The organism is Pseudomonas izuensis, assembly GCF_002356535.2.
GTDB classification, from domain to species: Bacteria; Pseudomonadota; Gammaproteobacteria; order Pseudomonadales; family Pseudomonadaceae; genus Aquipseudomonas; species Aquipseudomonas izuensis.
The window spans coordinates 206888-223610 of the sequence record NZ_AP017423.2; the positions used below are offsets into that span (position 1 = coordinate 206888).

The 16723-nt window shown below is 59.6% G+C and carries 14 protein-coding genes; 12 read left to right on the top strand and 2 right to left on the bottom strand.

Annotation, left to right across the window (positions count from 1 at the left end):
- Window positions 1–62: 62 nt before the first annotated feature.
- Window positions 63–1067, bottom strand: coding sequence for an AraC family transcriptional regulator (locus LAB08_RS00950; protein ID WP_096513954.1), 1005 nt, complete (start codon window positions 1065–1067; stop codon window positions 63–65).
- A gap of 100 nt (window positions 1068–1167) precedes the next feature.
- Between LAB08_RS00950 and LAB08_RS00955 the strand changes: the two genes are divergently transcribed.
- From LAB08_RS00955 to LAB08_RS00990, 8 genes are all read left to right on the top strand, one after another.
- The gene (locus tag LAB08_RS00955; protein ID WP_096513953.1) at window positions 1168–2241 is read left to right on the top strand and encodes a fatty acid desaturase; all 1074 of its coding nucleotides are present in this window, start codon (window positions 1168–1170) and stop codon (window positions 2239–2241) included.
- A gap of 472 nt (window positions 2242–2713) precedes the next feature.
- The gene (locus tag LAB08_RS00960) at window positions 2714–3295 is read left to right on the top strand and encodes an alpha/beta hydrolase (RefSeq protein ID WP_096513952.1); all 582 of its coding nucleotides are present in this window, start codon (window positions 2714–2716) and stop codon (window positions 3293–3295) included.
- Between the two features lie 52 nt (window positions 3296–3347).
- The gene (locus tag LAB08_RS00965; RefSeq protein ID WP_096513951.1) at window positions 3348–4274 is read left to right on the top strand and encodes a sigma 54-interacting transcriptional regulator; all 927 of its coding nucleotides are present in this window, start codon (window positions 3348–3350) and stop codon (window positions 4272–4274) included.
- A gap of 258 nt (window positions 4275–4532) precedes the next feature.
- The gene (locus tag LAB08_RS00970) at window positions 4533–5315 is read left to right on the top strand and encodes a MetQ/NlpA family ABC transporter substrate-binding protein (RefSeq protein ID WP_007983099.1); all 783 of its coding nucleotides are present in this window, start codon (window positions 4533–4535) and stop codon (window positions 5313–5315) included.
- Window positions 5316–5688: 373 nt separating this feature from the next.
- Window positions 5689–6354, top strand: a complete 666-nt coding sequence (locus LAB08_RS00975; RefSeq protein ID WP_096513950.1) for an amino acid ABC transporter permease — start codon at window positions 5689–5691, stop codon at window positions 6352–6354.
- Window positions 6335–6994 (top strand): amino acid ABC transporter permease, encoded by a 660-nt coding sequence (locus tag LAB08_RS00980; RefSeq protein WP_096513949.1) that lies wholly within the window; start codon window positions 6335–6337, stop codon window positions 6992–6994. The genes LAB08_RS00975 and LAB08_RS00980 overlap by 20 nt, the downstream gene beginning before the upstream one ends.
- The gene (locus LAB08_RS00985) at window positions 6991–7773 is read left to right on the top strand and encodes an amino acid ABC transporter ATP-binding protein (protein ID WP_096513948.1); all 783 of its coding nucleotides are present in this window, start codon (window positions 6991–6993) and stop codon (window positions 7771–7773) included. Before LAB08_RS00980 ends, LAB08_RS00985 begins: the two co-directional genes overlap by 4 nt.
- Complete coding sequence (locus LAB08_RS00990; RefSeq protein WP_096513947.1) at window positions 7770–8642, top strand: transporter substrate-binding domain-containing protein; 873 nt, start codon at window positions 7770–7772, stop codon at window positions 8640–8642. The genes LAB08_RS00985 and LAB08_RS00990 overlap by 4 nt, the downstream gene beginning before the upstream one ends.
- Before the next feature lie 127 nt (window positions 8643–8769).
- Here the strand turns inward: LAB08_RS00990 and LAB08_RS00995 are convergent, their stop codons facing one another.
- Window positions 8770–9966, bottom strand: a complete 1197-nt coding sequence (locus LAB08_RS00995) for an AAA family ATPase (protein ID WP_096513946.1) — start codon at window positions 9964–9966, stop codon at window positions 8770–8772.
- 149 nt (window positions 9967–10115) lie between these two features.
- Between LAB08_RS00995 and LAB08_RS01000 the strand changes: the two genes are divergently transcribed.
- The 4 genes from LAB08_RS01000 to LAB08_RS01015 all read left to right on the top strand — a co-directional run bounded on the left by LAB08_RS01000 (window position 10116) and on the right by LAB08_RS01015 (window position 16539).
- Entirely contained in the window at window positions 10116–11198 is a 1083-nt protein-coding gene (locus tag LAB08_RS01000; protein ID WP_096513945.1) for an RHS repeat-associated core domain-containing protein, read from the top strand.
- Window positions 11199–11321: 123 nt separating this feature from the next.
- On the top strand, window positions 11322–12425 hold the full coding sequence (locus tag LAB08_RS01005) for an efflux RND transporter periplasmic adaptor subunit (protein ID WP_096513944.1): 1104 nt from the start codon (window positions 11322–11324) through the stop codon (window positions 12423–12425).
- Window positions 12422–13489, top strand: a complete 1068-nt coding sequence (locus LAB08_RS01010) for an efflux RND transporter periplasmic adaptor subunit (RefSeq protein WP_096513943.1) — start codon at window positions 12422–12424, stop codon at window positions 13487–13489. The genes LAB08_RS01005 and LAB08_RS01010 overlap by 4 nt, the downstream gene beginning before the upstream one ends.
- The gene (locus tag LAB08_RS01015; protein WP_096513942.1) at window positions 13486–16539 is read left to right on the top strand and encodes an efflux RND transporter permease subunit; all 3054 of its coding nucleotides are present in this window, start codon (window positions 13486–13488) and stop codon (window positions 16537–16539) included. Before LAB08_RS01010 ends, LAB08_RS01015 begins: the two co-directional genes overlap by 4 nt.
- Window positions 16540–16723 lie beyond the last annotated feature (184 nt).

A 16723-nucleotide genomic window follows, 5' to 3' on the forward strand; every position in this document is an offset into this window, starting at 1 on the left:
CCCTGTGGGAGCGGGCTTGCCCGCGATGAGGTCGGTTCTGACAGCACACCTCTGGGAGCATGTCAGCGCAACCCATCCCGAAACTGCCCCGGCGTCATCCCCGTCCAGCGCTTGAAAGCGCGGCTGAAGCTGCTGGTATCGGCAAACCCCAGCAAATAACTGATCTCACTCAACGAACATTGCGGATCGCGCAGGTGCAGCAGCGCCAGGTTCTCGCGGCTTTCGTTGAGCAGCGTGTCGAACCGACAGCCCTCGTCAGCCAGGTGCCGTTGCAAGCTGCGCAGGCTCAGATGCAGGGCCTTGGCGATGTGTTCGGCGCTGGGTTCGCCTTCCGGCAATTGTTCTTCGATGGCGTCGCGCACCTTGCGCTCCCAGGTCAACGGCTTGAGTTGCGCCAGCGTGCGCTTGAGCACGGTTTCATTGTGTTCGGCCAGTTCCGGGTTGGCATCGTCCAGATGACTGTCGAAATCGGCGAGCGCGAACTCCAGCCGGTCTTCGTCGGTGGAAAAGTACACCGGTGAGCGAAACACCTTGTGCCATTGGTGCACGTCCGCCGGCTCCGGGCGACGCAGGTACACCGCCAGCGGGGCGTAGTCACGGCCAAGGCGATTGCGACAGGTGCGCACGTAGATCGCCATGAAGGCGTCGATGGCCTCGAAGGCCGGGGCCGGATTGCCTGGCGGGATTTTCAGACGGAAGTGATAGCGATCCTCGGCGCGGGTCAACTCCAGTTCCTGGGCATCGCTGACCACCTGGTGATAACGCACGATGCGTTCGAAGACTTCCCGCAGACTGCCGCTGGCCACCAGCGCATAACCGAGCGCATGGAAGGTGGTGGGGCTGACGAAGCGCGAGACGCGCAAGCCGATCGCCGGGTCGCCGCTGACCTGCACCGCCAGTTCCCACAGGCGCGTGGTACCGGACAACGGGTAACGGGCGTTCGGGTCGTCCATCAATTGCGGGTCAAGCCCGGCTTGCTGGCACAGCGCGGTGCTGTCGAGGCCCAGGGCGTCGAGTTGCTTGCGCAGAGCGCGGGTCCAGCTGGCGAGGGAGGTCGGTTCAGTCATGCTGATTGGCGCTTCCGGTCAACAGGTTGGCGTTCACGGCTACCACTACGGGAAAGCGTAGAAGGCAGGATGCGAACATCAATAACCAGAGGATGGAAGCATGCAAGGTACTTCTGCAAGTCCCCAGCGACTGAATGCAACCCAGCGCTCAGCGCATATTCGCCAAGTGGTGCTGGCCAAAGGCGTCGAATTGCGCGAGCGCTACCCGATTCTCAACCACCAGGATGCCCTGGGCGCGGGCATTCTGGCCTTCGCGCTGGCCGGGATGATCGGTTCGGCGGCGCTCTACATGACGGGGCATATGGCCTGGTGGGCGTGCCTGTTGCTCAACGGTTTTTTCGCTTCGCTGACCCACGAGCTCGAACACGATCTGATTCACAGCATGTACTTTCGCAAACAACGGGTGCCACACAACCTGATGATGGGCCTGGTCTGGCTGGCGCGGCCGAGCACCATCAATCCGTGGATTCGCCGTCATCTGCACCTCAATCACCACAAGGTCTCCGGCACGGAAACCGATATGGAAGAGCGGGCGATCACCAACGGCGAGCCTTGGGGCATCGCCCGGTTGTTGATGGTCGGCGACAACGTGATGTCGGCGTTTATCCGCATGCTGCGGGCGCCAACCGCGGCGCAAAAACTCAGCATCGCCATGCGCGCCCTGAAGGTCTATGCACCGCTGGCGCTGATGCATTGGGGCGCGTGGTATGTGTTCCTCGGGTTCCACGCGGCCAACGGTATTGCCCATTTGCTGGGGGCACCGATTGAATGGTCGGCGACCACGTTGTCGGCGATGCAGGTCATCGACATCGCCGTCGTGGTGATCATCGGTCCGAACGTGTTGCGCACCTTCTGCCTGCACTTCATCAGCTCGAACATGCACTACTACGGCGACGTGGAGCCGGGCAACGTGATGCAGCAGTGTCAGGTGTTGAACGCTTGGTGGCTGTGGCCGTTGCAGGCGTTCTGCTTCAATTTCGGCAGCACCCACGGGATTCATCACTTCGTGGTGAAGGAGCCGTTCTACATCCGCCAGATGACTGCACCGGTGGCGCACAAAGTGATGCGCGAGATGGGCGTGCGCTTCAACGATATCGGTACGTTCGGTCGGGCGAACCGGTTTGTGCGCAAGGAAGCGGCAGAACCGCAGCAGGTGCGTGCCGCTCAGGTCTGAGCAACGCACCGGGAAACTCAAAAACGAAGACATTGGTCATCATTTTGACCCAAAGAGGCGCTAGGTTGTGATGCAAGCAACGATGATTGGCGGTTGCCGTGGGGGCAATGGCTTATGCAATCAGGGTCTATTAAAGTAATTAAATATTCCTTTATTGGATAACCAATTTCACCAATCATCCGCTTCAGGGTTGTTGATCAACGCTGGCAGGTTTTGAGTTTCCGGGGCCGTCTCCTTGGCAGGGTGCGGCCCCTTTTTTATTCCACACAGCCCTTGTAGGAGCTGGCTTGCCAGCGAATGCGCCCTGTCAGGCGATAACGATGTTGGCTGATACACCGCCTTCGCTGGCAAGCCAGCTCCTACAGGGTTTATATTCGATATAGGTCTTAATAAATAGCTTCTTATTCCTTAACGAATATAACTCTCCTCCCTATACTCGACCGGGAACAGACACGCAGCAGGAGAGTTCCCCATGCGCAATGAATCAATTCGCTACCTGATTGTGCCGGGCTGGCAAGGATCGCCAGAAGATCATTGGCAAAGCCATTGGCAGAGCAGCCTGCCGAACAGCGCACGGGTGGAGCAGGCCGACTGGCTGACACCACGTCGTGAAGACTGGGTCGCGGCACTGGCCGAGGCGATTGCCGCCGACAGCACCCCGGTGATCCTGATTGCCCATAGTCTGGGCTGCATCACCGTCGCCCATTGGGCAGCGACCGCGCCGTTGCAGTTTTTGCGTCAGGTTCGCGGTGCCTTGCTGGTCGCTCCGGCGGACGTCGAGCGTCCGGCTTGCGCGCCGGCACTGCGCAACTTCGCGCCGATTCCGACCGATCTATTGCCGTTTCCGAGCCAGGTGGTCAGCTCCGACAACGACGCCGCCGTCAGTGCGTCGCGAGCGCTGGAGCTGGCGCGTAACTGGGGCGCGGAGGCGGGGATCCTGGCAGGTGCCGGGCACATCAACGTGAAGTCCGGTCACCAGCGCTGGGAGCAGGGATTTGCCTATCTCTATCGCCTGCAAAACCGCATGGAACACCACGCCCTGCGCCGTGCCTGAATCTTTTTTTCAACGCCCCCCGTCTCCCGGCGGTTTTGGGCGGGAGACTGCCATGAGCTTTGAAACCTTCGGTCAGCCGCTGCTGACCTTTCCCGACGCCGAAAAAAGTCCTCTGAGCATCCGCGCCAAGGCGCTGGTGTTCGTCGATCCACGCTCACGGCAATTGCGCCAGGAGCTGGAGCAACTGGCACCGCGTTCGATCTCGGTGCTGATCCGTGGTGAAACCGGCACCGGCAAGGAGTTGTTGGCGCGGCACATCCATCGCGCCAGTGATCGCGGCGGGCTGTTCGTCTCGGTCAATTGCGGCGCGATCAGCCCGACTTACGCCGATGCCGAATTGTTCGGTTATGCCGCGGGCGGTTACAGCGGCTCGGCCAGCAGTCGTGCCGGCTGGTTCGGTTCGGCCAACGGTGGCACCTTGTATCTGGACGAAATCGGCGACTTGCCGCTGCCGATTCAGATCAAATTGCTCGCCGCACTGGAAAATCACGAAGTCACTCGCGTCGGTGCGCATCAGCCAAGCCCGGTGGATGTGCGTCTGGTCGCCGCCACCAGCATCGACCTGGCCCAGGCGGTTGCGGCGGGTAAATTCCATGAGCGGCTCTATCACTACCTCAGCGAAGGTCAGCTCGAACTGCCGGCGCTGCGTGAGCGGGTGGGCGATATTCTGTCGTTGGCAGAGTATTTCCTCGGCATCTACAGCCAGCGCCTGGATTTGCCGGTACCGCTGATCAGCGAGGCCGCGCAACGTGTACTGGAGCGACACCGCTGGCCGGGCAATACCCGGGAGCTGGAAAACGTCATCCACTTTGCGCTGCTGGTCAGCACCGGCGACGAGATACTCCCGGAGCATTTGAAGTTGCCGGATGAAGGTGTGGCGCGGATCGAACAGCAGCTCAAACAGATTCTGGACAACGCCTCCGACGCCGAAAAAGACGCCCTGAAACAAATACTTAAAGACGCCGGCCTTCTTCCGTAGGCGCAAAGCTTGCTCGCGATTCAGGCGACTCGGTCTGTCGGGAGGACGCCATCGCGAGCAAGCTGTGCTCCCACAGATAGCGTCCAACCAACGGGTTAGAGCTGTATGAACAAAATGGAATATGAAAGTGAATAAAAGATATTGTTCGGGAATAAAAAATCCCGGTATTGTCCGCTTCACGCCAGCGATAGCATTTCACTGGCACTTTCATTTTTAGCCGTCGCCACAAGCGACCGTGATTTTCGATAAGGACACTGCATGAAAAAGGTTCTGTTGTTCACCGCACTGGCGGCTGCCCTGACTGCGGGCCTGGCCCAGGCTGGCGAGAAACTGGTGGTTGCGGCGACCCCGATTCCACACGCCGAGATTCTTGAACTGATCAAGCCAACCCTCGCCAAAGAAGGCGTGGACCTGGAAATCAAAGTCTTCACCGACTACGTTCAGCCGAACGTGCAGGTCGACCAGAAGCGTCTGGACGCCAACTACTTCCAGACCCTGCCGTACCTGAAAAGCTTCAACGAAGGCAAAGGCACTCACCTGGAAACCGTCATCGGTGTTCACGTTGAACCCTTCGGTGGCTACTCGAAGAAAGTCAAAACCCTGGCCGAGCTCAAAGACGGCGCGACCATTGCCATCCCTAACGAAGGCAGCAACAGCGGCCGTGCCCTGATCCTGCTGCAGAAGGCTGGCCTGATCGAGTTGAAAGACCCGAAAAACGCCCTGGCAACCCCGAAAGACATCGCCAAGAACCCGCACAACTTCAAGTTCAAGGAGCTTGAGTCCGCGATGTTGCCGCGTGTGCTGGATCAGGTCGACCTGGACATGATCAACACCAACTACGCGCTGGAAGCGGGTCTGAACCCGGCTAAAGACGCACTGGTGATCGAAGGCGCGGATTCGCCTTACGTGAACTTCCTGGTGGCCCGTCCGGACAACAAGGACAGCGTTGCCATCCAGAAACTGGCCAAGGCCCTGACCAGCCCGGAAGTGAAAGCATTCATCGAGAAGAAGTACAGCGGCGCGGTACTGCCGGCGTTCTGATTCGCGAGGCAACCCCTTCAAGGTTTCCAACGCCGACGGCTGATACAGCGTCGGCGTTTTTTTGCGTCCACGAAACCCATGTGGGAGCGAGCCTGCTCGCGAAGAGGCCGTGTCAGTTGGTATCAATGTTGGCTGACAGACCGCTTTCGCGAGCAGGCTCGCTCCCACAGGGGATCAGTTCGCCTCAGGAGAGAAAACAGTCGTCTCCACCGCCCTGGCAATCCATTTGGATAGTTTTTTGCGTGATATCAATATGCTTTAACGGTATTTAAATTCTATTTCTTATACCTTTAAAGTTGGTGCTTGCCGGGCAGTTATCCACTGCCCATGGACTGCGCCACCGTCGCTTACCGAGCGGCGTCCAGGATGTTCAATGGACTTCGATTACGCTTTTATCCTCAGCACTTTGCCGGCGTTTCTCAAGGCCGTGGGCGTGACGCTGCAGGTTGGATTCATCGCCATTGGCACATCTCTGCTGGTGGCGCTGATCAACGCGGCGATCCTGGTATTTCGTACGCCTTACCTTCAGCGACTGGTCGGCCTGTATGTCGAGCTGGCGCGCAACACACCGCTGCTGATTCAACTGTTCTTCGTCTACTTCGCCTTGCCGGCACTGGGCATCAAGGTCTCGGGTTTTGCCGCGGCGATCATCACCATGACCTTCCTCGGCGGCGCCTACCTCACGGAAGTGCTGCGTGCCGGCGTGGATGCCGTGCCCCAGGCACAATTGGAATCCGGTCGCTCCATCGGCCTTTCCCACGGGCAATTGCTGCGCTACGTGATCCTGCCGCAGGCCGGCATCCTCAGCCTGCCGTCGCTGTTCGCCAATTTCATTTTCCTGCTCAAGGAAACCACCGTGGTCTCGGCGGTGGCGGTGCCGGAGATTCTCTACACCACCAAGAGTTACATCGCGCTGTATTACAAAACCTACGAAATGCTCGCCGTGCTGACGCTGATTTGCGTGCTGCTGTTCTTGCCGTTGTCGCTGTTGCTCAGCCGTCTGGAAAGGAGGCTCCAGCATGGCCAGTTCGGGTCTTGAGTTGTTGTGGGTGTCGTTGCCGCAACTGGGCAAGGGCGCGCTGCAAACCCTGTCGATTTCTTTCCTGAGCATTGCCATCAGCACCGTCGGCGGCGTGCTTTACGGTGTGTTGCGCACACTGGATGTGAAGTGGCTGAACGTGGTCCTGCGGGTCTACCTGGAACTGTTCCGGGCGATTCCGGTGCTGGTCTGGTTGTACTTGCTGTTCTTCGGCCTGCCGATCTTTTTTGGCGTGAGCATTCCGAGCTTCTGGTGCGCGGTGCTGGTGCTCTCGTTATGGGGCGCCAGCGAGGTGGGTGAGGTGGTGCGCGGTGCGTTGCAGTCGTTGCCGCGCGGACAGCGCGAAGCCGGCCTGTCGATCGGCCTGGACGCAGCGCAGCTCTACGGCTACGTGCTACTGCCACAAGCGCTGAAACGCCTGACGCCGCCGACCATCAACGTTTATACGCGGATCATCAAGACCAGCTCCCTGGCCGTGCTGATTGGGGTGGTGGATGTGATCAAGGTCGGCCAGCAAATCATCGAGCGCACCTACGAATCGGTGCTGATCTACGGCGCTCTTTTCCTGTTTTTCTTTTTCATTTGCTACCCGTTGTCGGCCGCCTCGCGTGTGCTGGAGCGGCGCTGGACGCAAGCATGAGCGCATTGATCGAGTTCAAGGGTTTCAACAAATTCTTCGGTGATCAGCAGGTGCTCAAGGGCATCGACCTGAGTGTGAAACCGGGCGAAGTCATCGTCATTCTCGGCCCCAGCGGTTGTGGCAAAAGTACCTTGTTGCGTTGCCTCAACGGTCTGGAAAACGCCCACAGTGGCAGCCTGAAATTTGCCGGCCGTGAACTGCTGGACAAGGCCACCGACTGGCGCGAAGTGCGCCAGCAGATCGGCATGGTGTTCCAGAGTTATCACCTGTTCCCGCACATGAGCGTGCTCGACAACCTGCTGCTGGGTCCGCTCAAGGTGCAGAAACGTGACCGCCGTGAAGCCCGGGTCCAGGCTGAAGCCTTGCTTGAACGCGTGGGGCTTTCGGACAAGCGTGATGCTTATCCACGACAGCTTTCCGGCGGTCAGCAACAACGCATCGCCATCGTCCGTTCGCTGTGCATGAACCCCAAGGTCATGTTGTTCGATGAAGTCACCGCCGCCCTTGACCCGGAAATGGTCAAGGAAGTGCTGGAAGTCATTCAAGGCCTGGCCCGCGAGGGCATGACCCTGTTGATTGTCACCCACGAAATGGCCTTCGCCCGCGCCGTGGCCGATCGAATAGTGTTCATGGATGCCGGGTGCATCCTCGAGCAAAACCCTCCCGAGATCTTCTTTACGAACCCGCAAACCGCACGAGCGCAGCAGTTCCTGGAGAAATTCTCCTATGTCGCCGCACTACCCAAAACGACTCAAACAAAGGAACTGGAACTGTCATGAAAACTGCCAAGTCTTCACTCTTGCTTCTCCCGCTGCTGGGCTTTGCGCTGCTGGCCGGCTGCAACAAAACCGAAGAACCGGCGAAGCCGAAAGTCGCCAGCGAAAGCGCCAGTTATCTGGAAAAAATCAAGGCACGGGACAAGCTGATCGTGGGCGTCTTCACCGACAAACCGCCGTTCGGTTTCGTCAATGAAGCCGGGCGTTACGTCGGTTTCGATACCGACATCGGCCGCCAATTCGCCAAGGATCTGCTGGGCGATGAAAACAAGGTCGAGTTCGTCGCCGTGGAGCCGGCCAGCCGGATTCCATTCCTGCAAAGCGACAAGGTTGATCTGATCCTGGCTAACATGACCGTCACCCCGGAGCGCAAGGAAGCGGTGGAATTCACCAACCCGAACCTCAAGGTTGCGGTCCAGGCGCTGGTGCCTCAGGGCAGCGCGGTGAAAAACCTCGATGACCTGGCGACCCGCACCACCATCGTCACCACGGGCACCACGGCCGACATTTGGCTGACCAAAAACCACCCGGACTGGAAATTGCTCAAGTTCGAGAAAAACTCCGAGTCCTTGCAAGCCCTGGCCAATGGTCGTGGCGATGCCTATGCACAAGACAACCTGGTGCTGTTCAGCTGGGCCAAGCAAAACCCTGGCTACCGGGTATTGAGCCAGACCCTGGGCGCAGAAGCGCCAATTGCGCCAGCGGTGAAGAAGGGCAACGTTGAACTGCGCGACTGGGTCAATGCCGAGTTGGCGAAACTGGGTGAGGACAAGTATCTGCTCAAGCTGTACGACCAGTATGTGCGCAAGGAATTGAGCGATGACACCAAGCCTGAGAGTGTGATTGTCGAGGGTGGGAAGTGGCAGGGATAATCCTCTGGTTTCTGCAGCGATCTTACTGACGCCTTCGCGAGCAGGCTCGCTCCCACATTGGATCTGTGGCGTTCACAAGACCCTTGTGGGAGCGAGCCTGCTCGCGAATGGATTTTTCAGGCACCGCCTAATCCGGCCAATGCCAAGCCGGCTCATCCAGCATCCGCTGCCCGACGATCCCGGTCTGGCCGAGGTTTTTCTCCAGCACGATGCAATTGCATTCCGGGTCCTCCTGCAAGGCCGAAATCAACCGCCGTGCATGGGAAACCACCCACACCTGACACTGCTCCGACGCGCGAATAATCAGCCGCGCCAACGCCGGCAACAGATCCGGATGCAGGCTGGTTTCGGGTTCGTTCAGCACCATCAATGTCGGTGGCCGGGGCGTCAACAGCGCCGCCACCAGCAGCAAATACCGCAACGTGCCATCCGACAACTCAGCCGCCGACAGCGGGCGCAACAAACCTTCCTGATAAAACTCGATCGCAAAGCGTCCGCCGGGCAGCGGCTCGATGTGCAGGCGTGCACCGGGAAACGCATCGCTGATCGCGGCTCGCAATGCCTCGGGTTCGCCGATTTCGATGATGGTCTGCAACGCCGCCGCCAGGTCCCTGCCATCGTGGTGCAGCACCGGGGTGCGGGTGCCCAGCTGTGGCTGGCGCACCGGCGCATCGGCGTCACTGCGAAAATGATCGTAGAAGCGCCAGCGGCGGATGAACTCGCGCATCTCCAGCACTTCCGGTGAGGTTCGCAGGCTGCCGACCTGGTCGAAGAGGCTGTCGAAATTCGGCGTGTGCTGAGCCAACACGTCCCAGCTACGGTCGGCCCGGGAGCGGATCATCGGGCCGTCCCGATCCACCAGTAGGCTGGCCGGACGGTAGAACGGTCCGGACCAGATGCATTCACGCTTGATTTGTGGGTCGAGACTGAATCGTGAAGGGATGGGTAAAGTGTGTTCGGGCAACATGAAATGACCGTTGGAATCGGGTAGCCCCAGGCTGATGGCGTAACCGAAGCCTTCCCCGGCAAACCCCAGCCGCAAACGCTTCACGCCTTTGCGCACTGTCGACTCGATCGGCACCTCAGCCTTTTGCATGCGCCGCGTGATGGTTTCCGGGCCGGCCCAAAAGGTCGAATCCAGCCCACCCTCGCGGGCCAGCGCATTGACCACCCCGCCCTGAGCGGTTTCAGCCAGCAGGCGCAGCGCACGATAGAGGTTGGATTTGCCGCTGCCGTTTGGACCGGTAATCAGGTTCAATCGACCCAGTGGAATCACTAGTTTGTTGATCGAGCGATAATTGGCCACCGCGAGGGTATTGAGCATGGAGTGCTTCCTTAGGCTTGTTCCAGCGCATCCAACGGTTTTTGTCGTGCACTAAAAATAGTTGCGTTGCCGCGACAGTACTAGCAGTTCTGCTAGGTGTCCTGACTCTTTTGAAGGTGCAAGCTCAATACATCGGAAGGAGGGGCATCATGATGCTGAAAACAGAGGTGTGCCGGTATCGCTATGACGCTCTGGATCAACTGATCGGGCGCGAGCCTGCTGGGCAGGAAAAGCTGCAACGTTTTTACCGCCATAAACATCTGACGACTGAGCTGCAAGGTCAGGCCAGCCAGAGTGTGTTCCAGCACGACATGCAACTGCTGGCGCTGCAATCATGTCAGGACGATGTGCTCAATAGTGAACTGCTGGCAATCGATCAGCAGCGTTCCGTGTTGCAGGTCACCGGGACGAGTGGCTCGGTGCGTCAGGTTTATACCGCCTACGGTCATCGAAAGGCCGAGAATGGTCTGGGCAGTCTTCTGGGTTTCAACGGCGAGGCGGTCGATCGGCTCACCGGGCATTATTTGCTGGGCAATGGGCATCGCGCGTTCAACCCGGTATTGATGCGGTTCAACAGTCCGGATCGGTTGAGTCCGTTTGGGCGGGGTGGGCTGAATGCGTATGCGTACTGTCAGGGGGACCCGGTGAATTTCAGTGATCCGACGGGGCAGTTTTCCAGGCTTGTCACCAGCCTTTTCAGTGTGTTTAACGCCCGTATTGTTTTTGAGCCTGCTATTCCCTTTAAGCTGGCAAAGGACGCATTGCAGTGGGGGGCGGCGGGGCAGTTACCGGGTAGAGTCACGCTGGGTGCCGCAGGCTCGACCATTGCTGGCGTCACGACAATGCTTGCGGCTGTTACGGGCGTTGGTGCCGCCGTGGCGGCTATCAACAAGGACACCGAGGCCGCGGCGATTTTTGGCATGATCGCGTTAGGACTGGGCGCCGTTACATTTTCGGCGCGAATGGGGTCATTTTGGGCTGCGCGTGATCCGAAGACCATTCCTGCGTTGAAGCATTTTGTCGAGAGCAGAGGGCGTGTATCGATCAGCCAATCGACATCACCATCCTCGCCTTTAGCTTCTGCCCCACCTTTGTCTCCAGATCCGTTTGCAGGTGCAACAGCTCCCCCCCTGACCGCCAGCCCGACTAGTACTTCACAGTTTCCCTTTCCCTCACATTCCCCTTCTGGCGTAGGCACTATGGGGAAGCGTATTCGCCGCAACTCCGTGTAGCGCTGGGCCTGGCCACACACAAAACTACAAAGCCGGGCTTTTTTGACATGCATCGGGTGCGCCCCTGAATCCCTGTTCTAAGCTGACAGACGAATCGCGCCCGTTAAACGCAAAGGAGTCTGCATGGCTGGTCCCGGATTGAAAATAGTCGTTGGCCTGAGCCTGTTGGCCCTGCTGACGGCCTGCGATGAAAAAAAACCAGTGGAGAAGGACCGGCCACGGGTTTTCGTCCAAGAGGTGAAACCGTCCGATTACGCCGCCAGCGTCACCTTGACCGGCGATGTACAGGCACGGGTGCAGACCGAACTGTCGTTCCGCGTCGGCGGCAAGATCATCCAGCGTACGGTCGATGTCGGCGACCGGATTTCCGCCAAGCAAGTGCTTGCCCGGCTTGATCCCAAGGATCTGCAAACCAGCCTCGACTCGGCCCAGGCCCAGGTCGTTGCCGAACAGGCCAAGGTCAAGCAGAACGCGGCGGCTTTCGTGCGTCAGCAAAAACTCCTGCCCAAGGGTTACACCAGTCAAAGTGAATTCGATTCCGCCCAGGCCGCCTTGCGCAGTAGCCAAAGCTCGCTGGCGGCCGCCCAGGCGCAGTTGGCCAATGCCCGTGAACAATTGAGTTACACCGCGTTGATCTCTGATGCACCGGGCATTATCACGGCGCGTCAGGCCGAAGTCGGCCAGGTGGTACAGGCCACGGTGCCGATTTTCAGCCTGGCCCAGGACGGCGAGCGCGACGCGGTGTTCAACGTCTACGAGTCGTTGCTGATCGAACCGCCGGCGGACCGAACGGTGGTGGTCAGCCTGCTCGATAACCCGGCGATCAAAACCACCGGCACTGTTCGGGAAATCACCCCGTCGGTCTCCGAACAGACGGGCACGGTGCAGGTCAAGATCACCTTGGGCAACTTGCCCCAGGGCATGCAGCTGGGTTCGGTGGTGAGTGCAACCGGCACGACCCGCGGCAAAGCTGCGGTGGAATTGCCGTGGTCGGCGCTGACCAAGAAAGTCAGCGATCCCGCCGTGTGGCTGGTGGATGGGGAGGGCAAGGCGCAACTGCATCCCGTCACCGTCGGCCGCTACCTGACCGGCAAAGTCATCATCAGCGCCGGTCTGAAGGGTGGCGAAAAAGTCGTCATCGCCGGTGGCCAGTTGTTGCACCCCGGTGTGAAGGTGGAAGTCGCCGAAAACACCTACAAGGACCTGGCCAAGGAGGCTCAGCCATGAAGCGTCTGTTACTGGTGTTCGCCGGTTTGATGCTGGTGGCCTGCTCGAAAAAAGAACCACCGCCGGAGCCAGTACGTCCGGTGTTGTCGATCAAGGTGCAGGCATTGGGCGAGGAAAACCTGGGGCGTTTTGCGGGCAACATCCAGGCTCGCTACGAAAGCAATGTCGGCTTCCGGGTGCCCGGACGCATTGCCAGCCGCGCTGTCGACGTTGGTGCGGAAGTCGAAAAAGGCGCCTTGCTGGCCTCGCTCGATCCCACCGACCAGCAGAACCAATTGCGCTCGGCAGAGGGTGATCTGGCGAGCGTCCAGGCGCAGTTCATCAACGCCCAAGCCACCGCCCGGCGCCAGCAGGATCTGTTCGATCGCGGCGTGGGCTCACAGGCGCAACTGGACGCTGCGCAAACCGACCTGAAAACCACCCAGGCGTCCCTCGATCAGGCCAGGGCCGCGGTCAACCAGGCCAGGGATCAGCTCAACTACGTAGAGTTGCGCACCGATCACAAGGCCGTGGTCACGGCGTGGAATGCCGAAGCCGGGCAAACCGTCACCGCCGGTCAGCAGGTGGTGACCCTGGCACAACCGGACATCAAGGAAGCGGTGATCGATCTGCCGGACACCCTGATCGACCAGTTGCCCAAGGATGTAGTGTTCCAGGTCGCCTCGCAGTTGAACCCGCAAATCACCACCACGGCCACTGTGCGGGAAATCGAACCCCAGGCCGAAAGCACCACCCGTACCCGGCGCGCACGCCTGACCTTGACCGAGACACCCACCGCATTTCGTCTGGGCACGGCGATCAGCGTGACCTTGAGCTCGACTGTCAAACCACGCATCGAACTGCCCTTGACCGCCTTGCAGGAGGTCGAAGGCAAACCCCGGATCTGGGTCGTCGATCCACAGACGCAAACCGTGTCGCCTCGGGATGTCAGCGTTATCAGCCGCACCGACAACAGCGTGGTGCTGGCCTACGGCGTGAAGAACGGTGACCGTATCGTCACTGCCGGTGTCAACAGCCTCAAACCGGGGCAGAAAGTGAAAGTCGACGAGGACAGCGCGCAATGAAAGGGAGTTTCAACTTATCCGAATGGGCGCTCAAGCATCAGTCGTTTGTCTGGTACCTGATGTTCGTCGCCTTGCTGATGGGCGTGTTCTCGTACATGAACCTGGGCCGCGAGGAAGACCCTTCCTTCACCATCAAAACCATGGTTATCCAGAGTCGCTGGCCCGGTGCGACCCAGGAAGAAACCCTCAAGCAGGTCACCGACCGCATCGAGAAAAAACTCGAGGAGCTCGACTCCCTCGACTACGTGAAAAGCTACACACGCCCCGGCGAGTCCACGGTCTACGTGAACCTGCGTGACACCACCAAGGCCAAGGACATTCCGGAGATCTGGTACCAGGTGCGCAAGAAGATCGGCGACATCAAGGGCCAGTTTCCCCAGGGCATCCAGGGGCCGGCGTTCAACGACGAATTCGGTGATGTGTTCGGCTCGGTCTATGCCTTTACCGCCGACGGTTTGACGATGCGTCAGTTGCGTGACTACGTCGAGCAGGCCCGCGCGGAGATCCACAATGTGCCGGGGCTGGGCAAGATCGAAATGGTCGGCCAGCAGGATGAAGTCCTTTACCTGAACTTCTCGACGCGCAAACTGGCGGCGCTGGGCATCGATGAAGCGCAGGTCGTGCAGAGCCTGCAAAAAGAGAACGCCGTGACCCCGGCCGGGGTGATTGAGGCTGGCCCGGAGCGGATTTCCGTGCGCACCTCCGGTCAGTTCGCTTCTGAAAAGGACCTGGCCAACGTCAACCTGCGGCTTAACAACCGTTTCTATCGTCTGGCCGATGTCGCCGATATTCAGCGTGGCTATGTCGACCCAATGACACCTGAGTTTCGCTTCAATGGTCAGCAAGCCATCGGCCTGGCCATCGCCATGCAGAAGGGCGGCAACATACAGGTGTTCGGCAAGGCGTTGCACCAGCGCATCAATGAGCTGACCGCAGACTTGCCGGTGGGTGTAGGCGTGCACAACGTGTCCGACCAGGCTGAGGTGGTGGAAGAGGCGGTCGGCGGTTTCACCAGTGCGCTGTTCGAAGCGGTGGTGATCGTATTGGTCGTCAGCTTTATCAGCCTCGGCGTGCGCGCAGGGTTGGTGGTGGCGTGTTCGATCCCGCTGGTGCTGGCGATGGTCTTTGTGTTCATGGAATACAGCGGCATTACCATGCAGCGGATTTCCCTCGGCGCGCTGATCATTGCCCTGGGTCTGTTGGTGGATGACGCAATGATCACCGTCGAGATGATGGTCTCGCGTCTGGAGCTGGGCGACACCAAGGAGCAGGCGGCAACCTTTGCCTACACCTCGACAGCCTTTCCGATGCTCACCGGTACGCTGGTGACCGTCGCCGGTTTCGTGCCGATTGGCCTCAATGCCAGCTCTGCCGGCGAATACACCTTCACCTTGTTTGCAGTGATCGCTGTGGCGATGATCGTCTCGTGGATTGTCGCAGTGCTGTTCGCCCCGGTGATCGGCGTGCACATCCTCAGCACCCAAGTGAAACCGCATTCGGCGGAGCCTGGGCGTCTGGGGCGGGCGTTCAATGGTGGTTTGCTGTGGAGCCTGCGCAATCGCTGGTGGGCCATCGGCATCACCGTGCTGCTGTTTGTGCTGTCGGTGTTGGGCATGGGCTTTGTGCAAAACCAGTTCTTCCCGTCCTCGGATCGCCCGGAAATCCTGGTGGACCTGAACCTGCCGCAAAACGCCTCCATCGACGAAACCCGCAAGGCCGTGGACAAGCTCGAAGCGACGCTCAAGGGTGACCCGGACATCGTGCGCTGGAGTACCTACATCGGCCAGGGTGCGATTCGTTTCTACCTGCCTTTGGACCAGCAATTGCAGAACCCGTATTACGCGCAACTGGTGATCGTCAGCAAAGGGTTCGAGTCGCGCAAAGTGCTCAGCGATCGCCTGCGCGAACGTCTGCGCAAGGACTTCGTCGGCATCGGCAGCTACGTGCAGGCGCTGGAAATGGGCCCGCCGGTCGGGCGGCCGATTCAGTATCGGGTCAGTGGCAGTGACATCGATCAGGTGCGAAAGCACGCCATCGATCTGGCCAGCGAACTGGACAAGAGCCCGCACATCGGCGAGATCATTTTCGACTGGAACGAACCGGGCAAGGTCTTGCGCATCGACATCGCCCAGGACAAGGCACGCCAGCTTGGCCTGTCTTCCGAAGATGTGGCGAACCTGATGAACAGCATCGTCAGCGGCTCGACGGTGACCCAGGTCGACGATGACATCTACCTGATCAACGTGGTCGGCCGCGCGGTGGATGCTGAACGTGGCTCGTCGGAAACCCTGCAAAACCTGCAGATCGTCACGCCGGGCGGCACCTCGATTCCGCTGCTGGCATTTGCCACCGTGCGCTACGAACTGGAGCAGCCACTGGTGTGGCGTCGCGACCGCAAACCAACGGTGACCATCAAGGCCGCGACACTGGGCGAGATTCAACCCACCGACCTGGTGGCCTTGCTCAAGCCGGACATCGACAAATTCGCCGCCGCGTTGCCGGTGGGCTACAAGGTCGCCACCGGCGGTACGGTAGAGGAAAGCAGCAAGGCCCAGGGGCCGATTGCCAAGGTCGTGCCGTTGATGCTGTTTTTGATGGCCACCTTCCTGATGATCCAACTGCACAGCGTGCAGAAAATGTTCCTGGTGGCCAGCGTGGCGCCACTGGGCTTGATCGGCGTGGTGATCGCGCTGGTGCCGACCGGTACGCCAATGGGCTTTGTGGCGATTTTGGGGATCCTGGCGCTGATCGGCATCATCATCCGCAACTCGGTGATCCTTGTGACCCAGATCGACGAGTTTGTGGACGCAGGCTCATCACAGTGGGATGCCGTGGTGCAAGCCACCGAGCACCGTCGTCGACCGATTCTGCTGACCGCGGCGGCCGCGAGCCTGGGCATGATCCCGATTGCCCGGGAAGTGTTCTGGGGACCGATGGCCTACGCGATGATCGGCGGCATCATCATCGCCACGCTGCTGACGTTGCTGTTTCTGCCGGCGCTGTATGTGGCCTGGTACAAAATTCGCGAGCCGAAGAAAGAGGTGGCATAGAGGCGAGCGCTTCGCGCTCATCGCGAGCAGGCTCGCTCCCACAGTTGATCTTTGGTGGACATAAAATTTGTGTTCGGCGAGATCCATTGTAGGAGCGAGCCTGCTCGCGATGAGGCCAGTACAGGCAACGGTGTGCCAATGGTTGCTGAAAGGAATTTTGGGAACGGTCCTACTTACAGCGTCG

What these genes read in the sequence shown, in the direction of transcription:
- LAB08_RS00950 (WP_096513954.1), bottom strand. Translation starts at nt 1,067, where the DNA reads ATGACTGAACCGACCTCCCTCGCCAGCTGGACCCGCGCTCTGCGCAAG.
- LAB08_RS00970 (WP_007983099.1), top strand. Translation starts at nt 4,533, where the DNA reads ATGAAAAAGGTTCTGTTGTTCACCGCACTGGCGGCTGCCCTGACTGCG.
- LAB08_RS00980 (WP_096513949.1), top strand. Translation starts at nt 6,335, where the DNA reads ATGGCCAGTTCGGGTCTTGAGTTGTTGTGGGTGTCGTTGCCGCAACTG.
- LAB08_RS00975 (WP_096513950.1), top strand. Translation starts at nt 5,689, where the DNA reads ATGGACTTCGATTACGCTTTTATCCTCAGCACTTTGCCGGCGTTTCTC.
- LAB08_RS01015 (WP_096513942.1), top strand. Translation starts at nt 13,486, where the DNA reads ATGAAAGGGAGTTTCAACTTATCCGAATGGGCGCTCAAGCATCAGTCG.
- LAB08_RS00990 (WP_096513947.1), top strand. Translation starts at nt 7,770, where the DNA reads ATGAAAACTGCCAAGTCTTCACTCTTGCTTCTCCCGCTGCTGGGCTTT.
- LAB08_RS00965 (WP_096513951.1), top strand. Translation starts at nt 3,348, where the DNA reads ATGAGCTTTGAAACCTTCGGTCAGCCGCTGCTGACCTTTCCCGACGCC.
- LAB08_RS01000 (WP_096513945.1), top strand. Translation starts at nt 10,116, where the DNA reads ATGATGCTGAAAACAGAGGTGTGCCGGTATCGCTATGACGCTCTGGAT.
- LAB08_RS00960 (WP_096513952.1), top strand. Translation starts at nt 2,714, where the DNA reads ATGCGCAATGAATCAATTCGCTACCTGATTGTGCCGGGCTGGCAAGGA.
- LAB08_RS00985 (WP_096513948.1), top strand. Translation starts at nt 6,991, where the DNA reads ATGAGCGCATTGATCGAGTTCAAGGGTTTCAACAAATTCTTCGGTGAT.
- LAB08_RS00995 (WP_096513946.1), bottom strand. Translation starts at nt 9,966, where the DNA reads ATGCTCAATACCCTCGCGGTGGCCAATTATCGCTCGATCAACAAACTA.
- LAB08_RS00955 (WP_096513953.1), top strand. Translation starts at nt 1,168, where the DNA reads ATGCAAGGTACTTCTGCAAGTCCCCAGCGACTGAATGCAACCCAGCGC.
- LAB08_RS01010 (WP_096513943.1), top strand. Translation starts at nt 12,422, where the DNA reads ATGAAGCGTCTGTTACTGGTGTTCGCCGGTTTGATGCTGGTGGCCTGC.
- LAB08_RS01005 (WP_096513944.1), top strand. Translation starts at nt 11,322, where the DNA reads ATGGCTGGTCCCGGATTGAAAATAGTCGTTGGCCTGAGCCTGTTGGCC.